The organism is Streptomyces sp. NPDC054866 (assembly GCF_053610745.1).
On record NZ_JBSGZA010000007.1, the window covers coordinates 298,204 to 314,406 of the forward strand.

The window sequence follows — 16,203 nt, forward strand, 5'->3', positions numbered from 1 at the left end:
GAGGTCTTCGCATAGATCGGATGGCCACATTCATCACAGGTGATCGGCGCGGGGGGCCTCACCTTCCACACGGACTCCCAGCTCTGGCCGCATCCGAGATCGGGCAGGTGGGCGAACACGGTCCCCCACTGCGCGTGCACGGCCCGGAACGCCACACCGGCCCCCTCTACTGATCGACTCTGATCGACGAGAGACCAGTGTGGCGCGGCCTACTGACATCGCATCGAGCGCAACGCCCTGGCTACCGCTTGCGCAGCAGCGCGCAGACGAGGTTCTCCTCCACCGTCCGCAGCCGCTTCAGCAGTTCCGGCTTGTTCGCCTTGTTGATCTGGGTGGTGAGGGAGACGGTCAGCGACCGCTTGCCGTCCGGGGTGGCCGCGATCAGTTGCGTGTAGCCGGGGAAGTTGCCCGTGTGGCCGTACACCACCCCACAGCGGGTGGTGTACCGGAAGATGGCCAGACCGGCTTTGTTCTTGCCGGGTCCCGCGGGTTCGGACGCGCCGTTCACCCAGTTCAGCTGGTGGTGGCGGGTCCGGTCGGAGATCAGCTTTCCGCCGGCGTAGCCGCGGATGAAGGCCGTCATGTCCTTCGGCGTCGAAATGATCCCGCCCGACGCCCACACGCCCGACGCACTCAGTACCTCGCTGAGGTCCTCTGGCGAGTTCGACGGGGTGCGCGGGTCCGACGGGGTGACGTCGTAGCCGTGCAGGTACGGCCTGGGCATCCGGTAGCCCTGCGGCAGGCTGGTGTTGCGCAGGTCCAGCGGGCGGTACACGAGCTCGGCGAGCAGGTCTTCGTAGGGGTGGCCTGTCACTGCCTCCGCCATCAGCGCCACGGCGATGTTGTCGGAGTTCGAGTAGGTGTACCGGGCCCCCGGACGGAACACCAACGGCTCATCGGCTACGAAGTCGAGCAGCCGGCGGGAGTCGAAGTGACGGCGCGGGTTCTCGGTCACCAGGTCCAGGAACTTCGGAGCCGCGCTGAAGTCCGGGAGTCCGCTGGTGTGGTTCAGGAGCTGGCGCAGCGTAACCCGATGCCATGCGCGCGGCAGCCGGGGAAGCACCTTGCCGATGGTGTCGTTCAGACGCAGCTTCCCGCGGTCGACGAGCTGGAGGGCGACCGCGCCGCTGTACGCCTTGGCCGTACTGGCGATGCGCATGTGGTCGGTGGCCTTGATCGGACGGTCGATCCCGGTCTTCGCGACGCCGGCGCGGTAGACCTCGGTGCGGGACCCGCGCTTGAGGACCGCGATCGCTCCCGGCGGTCCGCCGGGCGCGGTGGTCAGTTCCTGCAACTGCCGTCGCAGGGCGCGGTCGTCGTGCGCGGCGACATCCGTGGCGTGGGCCGGGGCTTGCACCAGAGGCGCCACGCAGGCAGCGGACAGCAGAGCGACCAGAGGTGCCATGGCTGGGCGGACCCGCGGAAAGCTGGGAACTGGCATGGAAGGACTCCTGAGACGTGGGCGCGGTGGGACGTCAGAACGACCAGTCGCCGCCAGGGCATCCGGTCTTCCGAACCCACAGGTCTTCCAGCACCGACGTGCTTCTCACCAGGGCTCCTTCCGATTCATCCCATAACGTGACGTACAGAAACAAACCAACACCCAAAGACCTACGTGACGCGGCCGTACTGCACCTCAACGAGTGACACGAACACGTACGTCCCCACCCATCACCCCACCCCGCTTCAGCCCGCTTCAGCCCCAAGATCGTGCAAATCGGCCTGGAGAACTATCCTGCGCGCTGCGGCAGATGGCGGAGAGGCGGGCCCGCTCCCCGGCGCTGGCACAGACAAAGGGCGCTGCCGCGCGGGAAGGGGACATGATGCTGGATCTGTCGGACATGTTCGGTGAGGGATGGTGCGTGACGCTCGCTCCCCTCGGGGCCGCCCAGGCTCTCGAATGCTTGGGGGTGCGGGAGGCGTCCGTTGCCCCCGACGGGGTGGACATGGCCAGTCGGCGGCTAGAAGAGGGCCTGCCGGGACCCGAGGTGCTGCTCCTTGGGCGAGAGGTCCGGGAGGGGTGGTCTCTGGTTCTCGAGCTGGAGGGCTCCGGAGGCTGGGCGGGGATGGGCCTTGGCGCGCTCGCAGGCCTGTCCGCGAACGGACGCGTGGCCGTCTCCGCGTTCCAGGACCCCAACCAGATCATGGTCGACGTCGCCGCCGACGGAGTCGTGCTGTGCCAACTGGACGTGACCGCGGGGTACTTCACACCCCCCCCACCGACAGTGATCACCCGACGGTGCGGGCCCTGCTCGCCGCAGGGTTCTCCCGCGATGACGAGCCGACCGGGCAGGCTGCCGCCCTCGACTTCGCCGAACGGGTCGTTCTCGCGCTGCGGGCCGTGTGCGGTGTGGAGCTGGAGGAAGGCGACTTCGACGGCCCATGGCTCGCCGGACTGAGTACACCTGCCGTGCCTGGAAGGCGCGGGCAACCCGGACTGGGACTTCTCCGTGAAGTCAGTTCTGGCCACCGACAACCGGGGGGCCGGCGGCATGCTGCCGGTACTACACCGACGACCGGATTCTCGCGTGGGACGAGAAACTGGAAAGCCCCGCGCAGAGCAACGACCGCTTCTACATGAACATCAACTAAGCGGTCCGCTCCGCCCCTGCGGATCCCGCAAGGGCGCCCGCGCAGCTCCCCACCACACGGCGGTGGGGAGCTGCGCCGCTTCCGACCAGCAGGCTTGGTCATCCGGGGAAAAGAGTGAACCCTCGGCGCGCGGCAAAACCGTTCAGCGGTGAAGTGCGTTCTCTACGCGTCACACCACACTGCACGCCACTGCGCGCGGGACTGTCGCGCCCGGCGGAAGGGTTATTGCCATGCATGCAAAGTCTGCGATGAGCGTTGCTTTCCTGATGGTCCTCCTTGGGGCAGGCGCGGCGTCCTCAGCGCCCGTCGATCAGATCACCATCGACGACCGGGCCGTCATGACGAAGGGCAAGCGGGTTGTCACCGCCGGTACCTACCGCTGCGTCAGCGATGCGCCGCTCGAGCCCGTGATGGTCACGTCGACCGTGAAGCAGGGTGACACGTCGGTCTCCGGCGGGGCCAAGAAGGCAGTCTGCGACGGTCAGCTGCACTCCTGGTCCGTGGAATCGCAGCCCTTCGAGACCACACGCCTCGCCGCAGGCAAGGCCACGGTGCAGAGCACGCTCATGCAGCTGAAGCGGACCGGAGGGCTGGTCCCGCTGATGCCCTCGTTCCGTGCCGTGGCCGACCGGCAGGTCGATCTGACCGGGCCGCAGTAGAGGTCGCGGCAACCGTGAACCCGGGTCCGCCGGCGTAAACGGCCCGGTGTGGTGCGAAGTAGGTCCGCTCCCGCCATGCGCGGGAGCGGGCCCCGCTCCCCCGCTCCCCCATCCGGGCCGGTTTCCACGCTCCCAGCGCCCACCAGCCGATGAGAAGCTGTGAAGACACCCCTGGGGCGGTGGGGGACGGCTCGCAGCCGTTGGGCGGCTGGGTCGTTGAGCAACGCGCGGAGAAGAACGAGACGCCGGCAGAGGGACACAGGGCCGTGGAGGACGACAAGGAGCACGCTCGGGAAGCCCTGCTCTGCGGGCTGCTGCGTGAGGTGAGACGTCAGGCGTCGTGCGAGGCCGGGCCGGACGTCGGCAAGATACTCGACTGGCTGCACCAGCAGACCGGCGTCGACGCAGCGGTGATCGCGGAGGACGCGGGCACGGTGGAGTCGGCCACGGCAGGCTTCCCCCGGAAGGTGCTGGCGCCACTCGCCGGGCTACTCGGGCGTCTGTCCGGTGGTCACCTGGCCGCGGCCGCGACACAGGCCGAAGAACTGCACGTACGTTGTGAAGCCCTCGGGCCTCACGGTCCTCGCCCCGTACTGGTGGTGGTCTCCCGGTCGGAGCCGACTCCGCAGACCGTCGCTCTGATGTCGCACACCGGCAGCGTGCTGGCCTTGTTGCGCCATGCCGAGGCCGGCGACCGGACTCGGCGCGTCTACCACGACAAGGCACGGCAGTTGCGCTTCGCCGTACTGCACGGGCTGTTGGCAGGGGGACCGCTGCTGGCCCGCCGGATGACGACCGGGGCCGTGCCCCCGCTGCTCGACGCCGATCGGCTGCGCATCCATCTGCTGCGCTGCCCCTCGGCCGACCGCGACCGTATCGCCCAAACCCACCAGGATCCTTCCGGCTACCACGGGACGGCCCTGATGGTGCACTGCCCCGTGTTCAAGGAGCACTTGATCTGCCTCATCGCCGAGGACGAGAACGAGAACGAGTACGAGGACCAGGGCGAGGCCAAGGACGAGGGCGCAAGCAGCGACGGCGGTGACGGGAGCCCGGCTCGCGGGCTGGGTGACGTGCTGCGCCGTCTCGTTCGGGACAATCCACGGTACGCACTGGGCGTCAGCGGCGTGCAGCCCCTGTACGCGACAGCCGAGGCCTACACGCAGGCCACCCACGCGTTGGCCGCCGCCCGCACCACTGCCGACCGTGTGGCTTTCCACCACGGTCAGACGTCTCTGACGGGCGTCCTTCCCCCTCAGCCCGCCCTCGCCTGGGCCCGCGCGCTTCTGCGGCCGCTGGACAACGCCCCCAAGACCAGCGCCGACATCACCCGCCTGGCCATCACCACGTCCCGTTCCGGCGTGGCCCGTCTGCTCGGCCTCAGCCGCAACACCGTCACCGCGCACCTCAGACGGGCACAACAAGCTCTCGGGCAGGACCTCGCCGACGTCCGCTTCCGCGCCGACGTCCACTTGGCCCTTACTCTCACCAGCTCTTGTCCGATCCCCGAACCTGACCCCCAACGGCCCCCTACCCTGGACGACTTGCTGAGCACCGAGTCCGCCGTTGCCTGGGCGCAGACGGTCCTGCGCCCATTGCAGGCCCGCCACCGCCACACCCTCCAAACGTGGATCGACGCCAACGCCGATGCCCAGCAGGCCGCTTACCGCATGAACATCAGCCGCAACACGGTCCGGGCGCACCTGCGTACCGCCGAGGCCGCCCTGGGCCTCGACCTGCTCACCACCAGCACCGGCACCCACGACGTCGTCCACGCGCTGCGCATCGCCGCGGCCCGAGCCATCTGAGCAACGTGCACAACCAGCGCCCGGAATTGAGCACCGTGCACATTGGCCCCCGGGCGCGGCGGCTTCTAGCGTAAGAGTGACCGCCCGCGTACGAGACAGCGCCGAGCCCTGACCAGGACCGGCGGACCCGAACGCAGAGGTCCTGCGCGGGCAGGACAACGCCGTAGCGGACCATCGGGGGAAACCGTGCTGCGTATGCACTTCACTGTGGGAGATCTGTCACGGACCAGGGTCGCCGACGGACCGGACCCACTGTGGGAAATCGTCCTGAGCATGCACCAACTCCGCGAAGGGAGAGGGAGATCCCGGATCGGCTCCGCGGAACGGACGTGTCCGGACCGGCGGCAGATGATGCGCGCGCTGACCCCGCTGATGCCGGCCCGCGGCTACTTTCCGGATTTCCTCACCCCCGCGGCAGCGTCGGGCGGTCTGGAGAGCGGGATCGACGCCGTGCTGTCCACCCCGAAGGCCCGGCTGCGCGACGAACTCTGCCTGCTTGCGCAGCACAACCCGCTGCCCTCCTGGACCCGATGCCTCGCCGACGGCGATGTGGACACACTGCGCTGGCTGGGCCGGGCCCTGCACCGCTACCACAAGTACGTCCTGGGACCCCGGTGGCCGGGCATCGCCGCCCACGTCGAGGCCGACCGCCGCCACCGCACCGGGGTCCAGTGCCGCGCCGGGACCGAGGCGATGCTGCACACCTTCGCACCCATGCTGAGCTGGCAGTCCTCTGTGCTCTGCGCCGATTACCCGGTGGACAGGGACGTGCACTTGGATGGGCGTGGGCTGCTACTCGTCCCTTCGTACTTCTGCCGCCGTACGCCGGTCGCCCTCCTGGACGAACAGTTGCTGCCCGTTCTGGTCTACCCCGCCTGCCCGCCTGCGCCGGAGCAAGCGTGCACGCCGCATTCCAGGCTGGCGCCACTGCTGGGGCATACCCGCGCGGCGGTGCTGCAGACACTCCAAGAGCCCCGCACCACCTCCGAGTTGGCCCACCACGCCGGTGTTTCGCTGTCGTCGGCCAGTGAACACGCGGCGGTACTGCGCAACGCCGGGCTGGTGGACAGCGTACGAGAGCGCCAGCGGGTCCGGCACATCCTCACGCAACTGGGCGCCGACCTGCTCAACGCCGGTATGCCACCTGCCTGGCCCTAGCTCGACTCCGTCACTGTCAAGGCCGGAGAACCGTGCCCGGTCCGCCCGCGTCCCAACCAGGAACGTAGGAACGGTACTAGTTACGAGGAGCGACCATCCATGGCGGTCTCGGCCGGATTGCATGTCAGCCCGGAATTTCCCGCGATGCTCGAGCGAATCGACGCACTCGGTGGGGCACTTGACGCGGAGGCGGACGCGGCCGAGGAACTCGGCAGACACACCGAGGACACCGCACGGGCGTTGCTGGACGCCGGGGTCGTGAGGGCCGCACTGCCGCGGAGCCTCGGCGGCCACGAGTTCTCCCCGCGTCAACTGATAGAGACAGTCGAGCGGGTCAGCTACCACGATGCCGCGGCCGGTTGGACGATGATGGCGCTGCAGTTGATGACCGGCACCACCGCGGCCTATGTCGATGCCGTCGCGGCGGCCGACTTGTTTCCGGATGTCGCGGGCGGGGACCACGCGTTGTTGGCAGGGCACGGCACCCGGCCCGGCCGGGCCGTCCCGGTCGAGGGTGGCTATCTGGTGAGCGGCAGTTGGCAGTTCGCCTCCGGTATGGCGCACGCCACCCATATCCACAGTGCGATCCAGGTCGAGGGCACCGGCGAGCTGCGGGTCCTTGCGATGCCGAAGTCGCAGGTGGAACTCGTCGACAACTGGGACGTACTCGGGCTGCGTGCGACGCACAGCATTGATTACCACTGCGCCGATGTGCATGTCCCTGCGACGCACACGTATGTCGCCACGACGACGAACCCGGCCAACGGTGGCGCGATCTACCGCCTCGGCTTGGTCAACATGTCCGCGATCGGGCACACCGGCTGGGCGTTCGGTGTCGGTCGGCGCCTGCTCGATGACCTGAAGTCGGTCGCCGCGGCCAGATCCGGCACACGTAACGCCGCCGTCGACACCGCGCAGTTCCACGCGGAGTACGCGACCGCCGAAGCCAAGCTGCGTTCGGCGCGGGCGTGGGCGATGGAGGTGTGGCACGACATCGAAGTCACCCTGGACGAGGGCGCGTTGCCGAGTACCGAGCAGGACACGCTGCTCAGGTTGGCGCTCAACCACACGACGTGGACCGTGCAGGAGGTAGGCCACACGGTGCACCGCTGGGCTGGGACGGCGGCGATCCGGCGCGGGCCGATCGACCGGTTCCTGCGTGATCTCGGAACAGGCACCCAGCACATCACCTCAAGCCCCACGGTCCTGCAGAACTGCGGGAAATGGCTCAGCGGGGCACAGCCCCAAGCACACTGGGAATTCCTCGACTTGGCGCAGTAGGACCACAAACCCTCCCATCGCCCGTCGGGCCATGGGAGGGTCGGTGGGTCGGGTCAGCGGCTCCGGATCGGGCAGCCGTGACCTCCCGGGTCAGTGCATGAAGTTGCTGCAGTCGTCCTTGTCCACCCAGCGGTGCGAGCTGATCCTGTTGTCCGCGACGTATCCGGAGGAGAACCTGTCGAAGCCGTAGTCGTCGGCGCCGTCGACGAGGGTGGAGGCGTACTGCTCATTCTGGGTGAGGCAGATGTGTCCCCCGCTGTAACCGGTGAGCCGGTAGTACGCGACGGCGAGGCCGGACGTCCCCTTGTGCAGGAGCGACGTCGCGCGGTTCTCGTCGTCGCCCTGGAACCCGCCCGTACTGTTGCCCCAGTCGGAGTCCTCGCCCGAGGACCTGCCGAGGTAACCCTCGCAGCGGTCGTTCCAGTAGGCGTACATGTAGCCGTTGGCCGCGTTGTCGTAGTTGTCGGAACAGGTCGCGGCGGCCGGTGCGGCAGCCGCCGCGTCGGTCTGTGCGTCGGCCTGTGCGGCGCCTGCGGGGACCAGCATTCCGAGCGTGGCGAGGCCGAGGCCCGCTGCTGTGGCCAGGGTTTTGCGCATGGTGCATCACTCCTTGTTCCGTGGGTGTTGTGAGTGCCCCGCAGCTGTGCCGCTGCGGAAGTCCTGGTACGCCGTCCGGGCCGCCGGGACAGCCGGGTGAGCCCGGAGAGCCGGTTCAGTCGTCGCCTTCGTAGACGAGGCTCGGCGTCAGTTCTTCGAGCTGGTGATGTCCTCGGCTCGGGCCAAGGCGCCGGCTTCCATCGTTCGGCGCGTGGCGATGGCCTCGCTGTGACGGCGGGGAAGCTTCTTGGTGCGGTACTCGCGTTCCAGGGTGCGTGCCGTGTCGGCAAGTGCCGTCCGCTTCGCGCAGGTTGACTCGGCTACGGCCAGTTCCACTTCGATGGCGTGGGCCTTGGCGTCACTCTGTCCATCGACGAGCTCTTCGAGTTCGGCACGGACCGCCGGAGGATCGGCATAGGGGTGACCCGCCTTGCGCATGCAGGCCGACCACGACTTGAGCGCGGTCACGAAGCGCTCTTCGCGCAGCAGATCCGGAACGTACAGCGGAGTCAGGTTGTCGGTGGTCTTCTGGACGCGGTACCACGTCTCATAGTTGCCGTACAGGCGCTCACCGGCGACAGCGCGGCAGCTGTGGGCGGGAGTCCGGACCGTGCCGCCCGTGGGCAGTTCGGCCGACAGCATCCGGCCGGTGTCGTCGCCGTCGAGGGTCCTGTCGTAGCGGGCACGTTCAGCGGTGGAGAGCTTGTCGAGGTACGCGAGATTCGGATCGTTCCGCCGGGCCTTCTCGGCCTTCTTCTCCAGCTCCCCGCCGTATCCGTACCGCTTCGCCCACGCGATGTCGTCCAGTGCGTAGCTCTGGCCTTTGCGTTCCTCGACGGTAGGTATCCGCGCCACCCAGTACTTGAAGCCCTTTCCCTCCATGCACTTTTTGACGAGCAGCTCTTCGGCCTGCCGGACCCGGATCCGCTCCGCGTCGGTCAGGTCAGTCGCGCTCGACTGCTCGCTCGTGCTGGTGGCGCAGCCGGCCATGGCGCATATGGCGATGACTGTGGCCGTGCTCGCCGAAACGAATGCTCGCCTCATGGTGCAACGCACTCCCCCGAGTTGTAGCGCTGGTTGGTCGCCGCGCCGCTTTGCCCCTTGAGCTTCTCTGAGGGGAGCAGGGCTGGCCAGGCTATTTACCTCTGCCTCAAAAGCGCAGGCGCCATGGGGGGAATCGAATGCTCCGTATCTAATCTCTGTCGGTGCCGACTGGCGTGGGCGCGGGAGGCGTGGTGGGCGTCGCGCCAGCACCCCTGCAGCAACTCCCGGACAGTTTCTCCTTGTTGAGGACAAAGTATGGACGATACGAGGTGCGCTTCGTACGCTGGGCGTCGCTCTCGTACACAAGTCTGCGCCAGACGCGGCGTCATGCCGCGCCCGCACCACCCGCATGTGCATCAACTCCCTCCGCGGACACGGGCTCCGGCGGCCCGGGCCGCCTCACAGCGCCCAGCAGGAGACCGAGTGACGCCACACGAGCACCCCCCGCGCCCCCGCCGTATCCGCCCCCGCACGCGTCTGAGACCGCGCAGAGCCGCCGGGATCCTCCTGGGGCTGCTGATGGCCGGCGGCGTACTCACCGCGCCGGCCGCCGGCGCCGAGGACAAGCCCTTCGCCGATCTTCCGCCGCAGGAACCCGGGGTCACGCTGCGGGTGTTCGACGTACAGTCCCCGCTGAGCAAGCTCTGCGACCTCAAGCCCGCGCAGACGCCCAACGTCGACAAGCTGATCCCCACCATCGACTGGACCTCCACGGAGGGCTTCGGGTTCAGCGACAACTTCGTTTCGCAAATCATCGGCAACATCAACGTGCCCACGGATGGCGCGTACGCCTTCCGTCTCATCAGTGACGACGGCTCGCGGCTGTTCATCGGCGACAAGAAGGTCATCGACCACGACGGGCTGCACGGCGCCGAGCCCAAGGACGGCGAGATCACCCTCACCCCCGGCTACCACCCGCTGCGTATCGACCACTTCGACCGGAGCTACGACCAGCAGGTCACCCTGCAGTGGAAGCCGCCCGGCGCCGACGCCTTCACCCTCGTACCGAACTCCGTGCTCAGTACGGATGCCGACGTGGTGCGCGTCACCGCGCCGGGCCGCAAGGAGTGCGAGGGCAGCCTCGACACACCCGGCGACGGCCTCCCCCTGACGTCGGTCAACCCCGGCTACACGCTGAGCGACCTGCGCCCCAAGGGATTTGAGCCGCAGGTCTCCGCGATGGACTGGCTGCCCGACGGCCGGCTCGCGGTCACCACCTGGGGCGGCAGCCAGGAGACCAAGGGCCAGGTGTACGTCCTGGACAACGTCACCGGCGACACGGGACCGGACAAGGTCACCTACGAGAAGATCGCCGACGGGCTCAAGGAGCCGATGGGCATCAAGTACGTGGACGGGAAGCTGTATGTCTCGGAGAAGCACCAGCTGTCCGAACTCGCCGACCTGGAGGGCGACAACGACGCGGGCGAGCGGCGGAAGATCGCCGAGTGGCCCTACGGCGGGAACTTCCACGAGTTCGCCTTCGGACTGCTCTACGAGAAGGGCGACTTCTATCTGAATCTGTCCGTCGCCATCAACTACGGCGGCGCGACGACCGATCCGCAGCCCGCGCCGAACCGCGGCACCACGATCAAGGTGAACAAGAAGACAGGGAAGGTCAGTTACCTGGCCGGCGGACTGCGCACCCCCAACGGCATCGGCCGCGGCCCCGGCGGTGAGCTGTTCGTCACCGACAACCAGGGCGGCTGGCTGCCCGCCTCGAAACTCATGCACGTCAAGCAGGACCGCTTCTTCAACCACTACACGAACCCCGACGGCCCGTTCGACGACAACAGCGTCACCAAGCCGGTGCTGTGGCTGCCGCAGAACGAGATCGCCAACTCCCCCAGCACCCCCATGACCCTCAAGAAGGGGCCCTTCGCCGGGCAACTGCTGTTCGGCGACGTCACCTACGGCGGACTGCAGCGCGCCGACCTGGAGAAGGTCAACGGCGAGTTCCAGGGCGCGGTGTTCCGCCACACGCAGGGCCTGGAGTCCGGCATCACCAGGATCTCCACCGGGCCTGACGGGGCGATCTACACCGGCGGGCTCGGTGCGGACGGCAACTGGGGCCAGGAGGGCAAGCTCCGCTTCGGCCTGCAGAAGCTCACGCCGAACGGCAAGACCGCCTTCGACATCAAGACGATGCGCGCCACCCGTGACGGCTTCAAGCTCACCTACACCAAGCCGCTTTCGGACAAGACGGTCGAGAAGCTGACCAGCGGGGCCTACTCCGTCGAGCAGTGGCGTTACGCCCCCACCCCCGCCTACGGCGGCCCCAAGGTCGACGAGGAGTCCCTGCCCGTCACGAAGGCCGCCATCTCCGACGACCGGCGCACCGTCCAGCTGACCATCCCCGGACTCAAGAGCGACCGCGTGGTGCACGTACGCTCACCGCGTCCGTTCTCCTCGGCCGACGACGAGCAACTGTGGTCCACCGAGGCCTGGTACACCCTGAACGCGCGCCCCGGCCACGACGAGCCGGTCACCTCCTACGACGCCGAGTCGGCGCGGCTGTCGGGGGGCGCGGACATCGACACCGAGCACGCCGGCTTCACCGGCAGCGGCTTCGTCGACGGCTTCAGCAAGCCCGGTGCCACCGCCACCTTCGACGTGCAGGCCCCGTCCAAGGGCACCTACGCCGTGGGCCTGCGCTACGCCAACGGCCCCCACCCCGCCCCCGGCACCAAGACCCTCAGCGTGAGTGTGAACGGCGGGCCCGCGAAGCAGACGCGTCTGACCTCCACCGAGACGTGGAAGCGCTGGTCGACCAAGACCGAGCAACTCGCCCTGCGCAAAGGCCGCAACACCATCACGTATTCCTACGGGTCCGAGGACACCGGCCACGTCAACCTCGACATGATCGAGGTGCGCAAGCCGGGCAGCCGTATCGACCTCTTCTCCGGCGGCAGTACGTCCACCGCCTGGCAGCACACCGACGGCGGCAGTGTCCAATGGCCCCACACCCCCGATAAATCCATCGAGGTGTGCTGCGGCGACATCCGCACCAAGCAGGCCTTCGACGACTTCACCCTGCACGCCGAGTTCCGGGTGCCCAAACTCCCCGACGACGTCACCGGACAGGACCGCGGCAACAGCGGCATCTACCTCCAGGAACGCTACGAGATCCAGATCCTGGACTCGTACGGAGTGGAGAAGCTCGCCGCGAACGAAGCCGCCTCCATCTACAACAAGAAGGCCGCCGACCACAACGCCGCCACGGAGCCGGAAACCTGGCAGACCTACGACATCACCTTCCGCGCGGCCCGCTTCGACGCGGACGGCAAGAAGACCGCCGACGCGCGCATCACCGTGGTGTGGAACGGCAAGAAGGTCCACGACAACGTGGCCGTGGACGGCCCCACCGGGGCCGGTGACGCCGAATCCGCGGCAGCGGGAGCCATCCGGCTCCAGGACCACGGCAACAAGGTCCGCTTCCGCAACATCTGGATCCAACCGGAGGACTGAACCCACACACCCGACGCACACCGGCCGGGCCCGCCCACCACCACATGGGCGGGCCCGGCCTGTTGTTGACCGGACAGGGCGTGGCACGTACCTGAAGGTACGTACTTGATCAAGAACCGGTGTCCGGGGAGTCTGGTGGAAGCGCGCCAAGCCCCTCGTCCGCTACCGCCCCGGCCCTCGCGGTCAGGTGGTCCCGACCCCAGCCGGAGAGCAGTTCCAGCAGTTCGTAGAGCCGACGGCCCTGCTCGGTCAGCGAGTACTCGACCCGAGGCGGCATTTCGCCGTAGTCCTCCCGGTGCACGATCCCGTCCGCCCGGAGCTCCCGGAGCTGCTGGGTCAGCACCTTCTCACTGATGCCGGTGACCAGTCGCCTGGTCTCCCCGAAACGACGCGGACCGTCGGCGAGCGCCCACATGATGAACGACTTCCACTTGCCCTCGAACACCCCGACGGCCACGCCCATCCCGCACGTGTGCGGATCGCTCACCGTCACCACCTCGGAGTTGCCCATGTCTGCTTCCCCTTCCCCCGTCACCGTTCTCGGCCTGGGCCCGATGGGCCAGGCCCTGGCCGCGGCGTTCCTGGCCACGGGCCATCCCACAACCGTGTGGAACCGTACCCCGGGCCGCGCGGAGGGCCTCGTGGAGAACGGCGCCGTCGAGGCCGCGACCGCCGCCGATGCGATCGCCGCGAGCGACCTCGTCGTGGTCTGCGTGCTGGACTACGACGCCGTCCGCACCGTCACCGCCCCGCACACCGCCGCGCTCAAGGGCCGCACCCTGGCCAACCTCACCGCCGGCACCCCCGACGACGCTCGTGCCACCGCGCAGTGGGCCGCCTCGCACGGCATCGGCTACCTCGACGGCGCCATCATGGTCCCGACCTACCTCGTCGGCGGCCCCCACACCCTGGTCCTCCACAGCGGCCCGTCCGACCTGTACGAACGCCACCGCGACACCCTGCGGGCCATCGGCGGCACCTGTGTGCACCTGGGTTCGGACCCGGGTCGTGCGGGGGCGCACGACGTCGCGCTGCTCGACATCTTCTGGACGGCACTGACCGGTGTCGTCCACGCCTTCGCCCTGGCCAGGGCCGAGGGCATCACGGCCCGCGACCTCGCCCCGTACGCCAAGGGGATCACCGCTCTCCTACCGGACGTGGTCGACGCCTTCGCCGAGCAGGTCGACACCGACAGCTACCCCGCCGGCGGCTCCAACCTCCGTTCGGCGGCGGCCATCATGTCCCATGTCCTCGACGCCTCCCGCAGCCGGGGAGTGGACAGTACGGTCATCTCCGCCGCCCACGACATCGCCCGCCGCGGCATGAAGGCCGGCTACGCGGACGACTCCTATGCCCACGTCGCCGACCTGCTCCGCGGCTGAGCCGACCACCCGACCGCCCGGAAACTTACGCCCCCTCCTGGCCGCTCGCGGCGCGCGTCAAGTTGTCGCTGGAGTGGGCGAGGTAGCCCTGGAGCAGCTGCTCCGCCTGAGTCGTGTCGCCCTTCTCCAGCGTCTCCAACAGGGCGCGGTTGCGTTCCAGATACGGGGAGTGCAAGGCCTGCGGGTCTTCCAACGCGTGGAAGGCCAGGCGGAGTTCGGCCAGGACTGTGCGCATGCATTCGTCGATGCGGGGGCTGTCGGCCAGGGCGACGAGCTCGCGGTGGAAGTGGAAGTTCGCCGTGCCCAGCGCGTCCCAGTCCTCCGCCGCGGTGGCCCGCTCGCCGTCGGCCACGGCCGCCGCCAGGCCGTCCAGGGGGTAGGGCGGCTGCCCCAGCGAGCGGACGACGGCGCACTCCACCAGGAGCCGCACCCGGTAGATGTCGGCGACGTCCGCGGCGCTCGGTCTGCGCACGAAGACTCCCCGGTTGAGCTCGTGGACCAGCAGTCGTTCATGGGTCAGCAGGCGGAAGGCTTCCCGCAGGGTGTTGCGGGAGACCGCGAGGGCCGTGCAGATCTCGTCCTCGGACAGTTTTGCGCCAGGCTTGAACTGACCCTCGCCGATGCGTATGCGCAGCAGGTCCGCCACCCGTTCGGAGATGCTCGAGCGCCCCAACAGGTATTTGTCGCCCGCGAGTTGATCCGCTTGGCGGCTCATGGATGCTCCTTCCTCAGACCTCAGGGCTGAACATATGACACCCCTCGGGGAGGAACAATGACGCATCCTCTTGTCGGATTGTTCACCAATCCCCTACGGTGACGATTCATCAACTCGCGGCCCCATCAAGCCCCTTGAGAGGTGCACGGCCATGAGCATGAGTTCTCCCTCACCGGACAAGGCCACCTCCACGGATGCGGTTCAGCGGAGCTCGCTGCCGCAGGAAGGGGGGCCGACGCCGCACGGCGAACGCCGGTTCGCCTGGTTCCACGAGCTCGGCCCCGATGGGCGGCGCGCCTTCCTCGGCGCGTACGGCGGCTACGGCCTGGACTCGTACGACTTCTACGTGCTGCCGCTGAGCCTGGCCGCCATCGGCGTCTACTTCGGGCTCGACAACGGCCAGACCGGCCTGCTGGCCACGGTGACTCTGCTGATGTCCGCCGTGGGCGGGGCCTTGGCCGGAGTGCTCGCCGACCGCGTCGGCCGCGTACGCGCGCTGATGTGGACGGTGAGTGTGTACGCGATCTTCACGGTCGCCTGCGGCTTCGCGCCCAACTTCGGCACCCTGTTGGTCTTCCGGGCACTGCAAGGGGTCGGCTTCGGCGGGGAGTGGGCGGTCGGCGCGGTCCTGGTGGCCGAATACGCGGCGAGCCGTCACCGCGGACGCACCCTCGGATGGATCCAGTCGGCCTGGGCCGTCGGCTGGGGGCTCGCGGTTCTCTCGTACACCCTCGTGTACAACCTCGTCGATGACGACATGGCATGGCGGGTGCTGTTCTTCACCGGCGCACTGCCCGCGCTGCTCGTGTTCTACGTCCGGCGCAACGTGAAGGACGCGCCCGCCGCGGCCGAGCGGTTGAAGGCAGCGGCACGCTCGCACTCATTCGCGGACATCTTCCGGGGACCACTGCTGCGTACGACCCTGCTGGCCGGCCTGCTGTCCACAGGCGTGCAGGGCGGCTACTACACGCTGGCGACCTGGATTCCCAAGTACCTCAACGACGAGCGGGGCCTCTCGGTGACCGGCGTCGGCGGGTTCCTCGTCGTACAGATCATCGGTGCGTTCTCCGGTTACGTGACGGGCGCCCACCTGGCTGACCGGCTGGGACGCCGGCTCACCATCCAGATCTTCGCCGTGCTGTCGGCCCTGTGCGTGCTGTGCTACTCCCAGGTCCCCGCGGGCTGGGACGAAGCCTCACTGCTGCTCGGTTTCCCGCTCGGGTTCTGCATGTCGGCGATCTTCTCCAGCTTCGGGTCCTTCCTCGCCGAGCTCTACCCCACCGAAGTACGCGGCACCGGACAGGGGTTCACGTACAACACCGGCCGGGCCGTCGGAGCCGCCTTCCCCACCCTCGTCGGATTCCTGTCCGACAGCTGGGGCGTGGGCGGCGCGCTCGGCTTCGCCGCCGCAGGCTATGCGCTGGCCTACGTCTCACTGCTGGGGCTTCCCGAGACCCGCGGTATCGAACTGCGCTGAGACAGGCCCACCACGCCGCGTCGCG

General features: G+C 68.5%; 13 protein-coding genes. 8 read left to right on the forward strand and 5 right to left on the reverse strand.

Annotated features, from left to right (window positions below):
- Nucleotides 1-241: 241 nt before the first annotated feature.
- Entirely contained in the window at nucleotides 242-1,441 is a 1,200-nt protein-coding gene (locus ACWGI2_RS32460; protein WP_453699266.1) for a serine hydrolase domain-containing protein, read from the reverse strand.
- A 379-nt stretch (nucleotides 1,442-1,820) separates the two neighbouring features.
- On the opposite strand from ACWGI2_RS32460, the gene ACWGI2_RS32465 reads away from it, so the two are divergent.
- From ACWGI2_RS32465 to ACWGI2_RS32485, 5 genes are all read left to right on the forward strand, one after another.
- Nucleotides 1,821-2,399, forward strand: coding sequence for a hypothetical protein (locus ACWGI2_RS32465; RefSeq protein ID WP_453699267.1), 579 nt, complete (start codon nucleotides 1,821-1,823; stop codon nucleotides 2,397-2,399).
- 441 nt (nucleotides 2,400-2,840) lie between these two features.
- On the forward strand, nucleotides 2,841-3,251 hold the full coding sequence (locus ACWGI2_RS32470) for a DUF6299 family protein (RefSeq protein WP_453401544.1): 411 nt from the start codon (nucleotides 2,841-2,843) through the stop codon (nucleotides 3,249-3,251).
- Between the two features lie 266 nt (nucleotides 3,252-3,517).
- Complete coding sequence (locus ACWGI2_RS32475; protein WP_453699269.1) at nucleotides 3,518-5,059, forward strand: helix-turn-helix domain-containing protein; 1,542 nt, start codon at nucleotides 3,518-3,520, stop codon at nucleotides 5,057-5,059.
- 273 nt (nucleotides 5,060-5,332) lie between these two features.
- The gene (locus ACWGI2_RS32480; protein ID WP_453699270.1) at nucleotides 5,333-6,217 is read left to right on the forward strand and encodes a winged helix-turn-helix domain-containing protein; all 885 of its coding nucleotides are present in this window, start codon (nucleotides 5,333-5,335) and stop codon (nucleotides 6,215-6,217) included.
- A 144-nt stretch (nucleotides 6,218-6,361) separates the two neighbouring features.
- Nucleotides 6,362-7,498, forward strand: coding sequence for an acyl-CoA dehydrogenase (locus ACWGI2_RS32485; RefSeq protein WP_453699271.1), 1,137 nt, complete (start codon nucleotides 6,362-6,364; stop codon nucleotides 7,496-7,498).
- A 90-nt stretch (nucleotides 7,499-7,588) separates the two neighbouring features.
- Here the strand turns inward: ACWGI2_RS32485 and ACWGI2_RS32490 are convergent, their stop codons facing one another.
- Nucleotides 7,589-8,095: a hypothetical protein gene (locus ACWGI2_RS32490; protein WP_453401548.1), complete on the reverse strand. Its 507-nt coding sequence runs from the start codon at nucleotides 8,093-8,095 to the stop codon at nucleotides 7,589-7,591.
- A gap of 147 nt (nucleotides 8,096-8,242) precedes the next feature.
- Nucleotides 8,243-9,139, reverse strand: a complete 897-nt coding sequence (locus ACWGI2_RS32495) for a hypothetical protein (RefSeq protein ID WP_453699273.1) — start codon at nucleotides 9,137-9,139, stop codon at nucleotides 8,243-8,245.
- A gap of 519 nt (nucleotides 9,140-9,658) precedes the next feature.
- Here ACWGI2_RS32495 and ACWGI2_RS32500 point away from each other — a divergent pair.
- Nucleotides 9,659-12,604 (forward strand): family 16 glycoside hydrolase, encoded by a 2,946-nt coding sequence (locus ACWGI2_RS32500; protein WP_453699464.1) that lies wholly within the window; start codon nucleotides 9,659-9,661, stop codon nucleotides 12,602-12,604.
- 109 nt (nucleotides 12,605-12,713) lie between these two features.
- Here ACWGI2_RS32500 and ACWGI2_RS32505 read toward each other — a convergent pair whose 3' ends face one another.
- Nucleotides 12,714-13,115, reverse strand: a complete 402-nt coding sequence (locus tag ACWGI2_RS32505) for a winged helix-turn-helix transcriptional regulator (RefSeq protein ID WP_453699274.1) — start codon at nucleotides 13,113-13,115, stop codon at nucleotides 12,714-12,716.
- Between ACWGI2_RS32505 and ACWGI2_RS32510 the strand changes: the two genes are divergently transcribed.
- Nucleotides 13,114-13,986, forward strand: a complete 873-nt coding sequence (locus tag ACWGI2_RS32510; protein ID WP_453699275.1) for an NAD(P)-dependent oxidoreductase — start codon at nucleotides 13,114-13,116, stop codon at nucleotides 13,984-13,986. The genes ACWGI2_RS32505 and ACWGI2_RS32510 overlap by 2 nt on opposite strands.
- A gap of 25 nt (nucleotides 13,987-14,011) precedes the next feature.
- Here ACWGI2_RS32510 and ACWGI2_RS32515 read toward each other — a convergent pair whose 3' ends face one another.
- On the reverse strand, nucleotides 14,012-14,701 hold the full coding sequence (locus ACWGI2_RS32515) for a GntR family transcriptional regulator (protein WP_453699276.1): 690 nt from the start codon (nucleotides 14,699-14,701) through the stop codon (nucleotides 14,012-14,014).
- Between the two features lie 157 nt (nucleotides 14,702-14,858).
- Here ACWGI2_RS32515 and ACWGI2_RS32520 point away from each other — a divergent pair, with 157 nt between their 5' ends.
- Nucleotides 14,859-16,178: an MFS transporter gene (locus ACWGI2_RS32520; protein ID WP_453401587.1), complete on the forward strand. Its 1,320-nt coding sequence runs from the start codon at nucleotides 14,859-14,861 to the stop codon at nucleotides 16,176-16,178.
- Nucleotides 16,179-16,203: the final 25 nt, after the last annotated feature.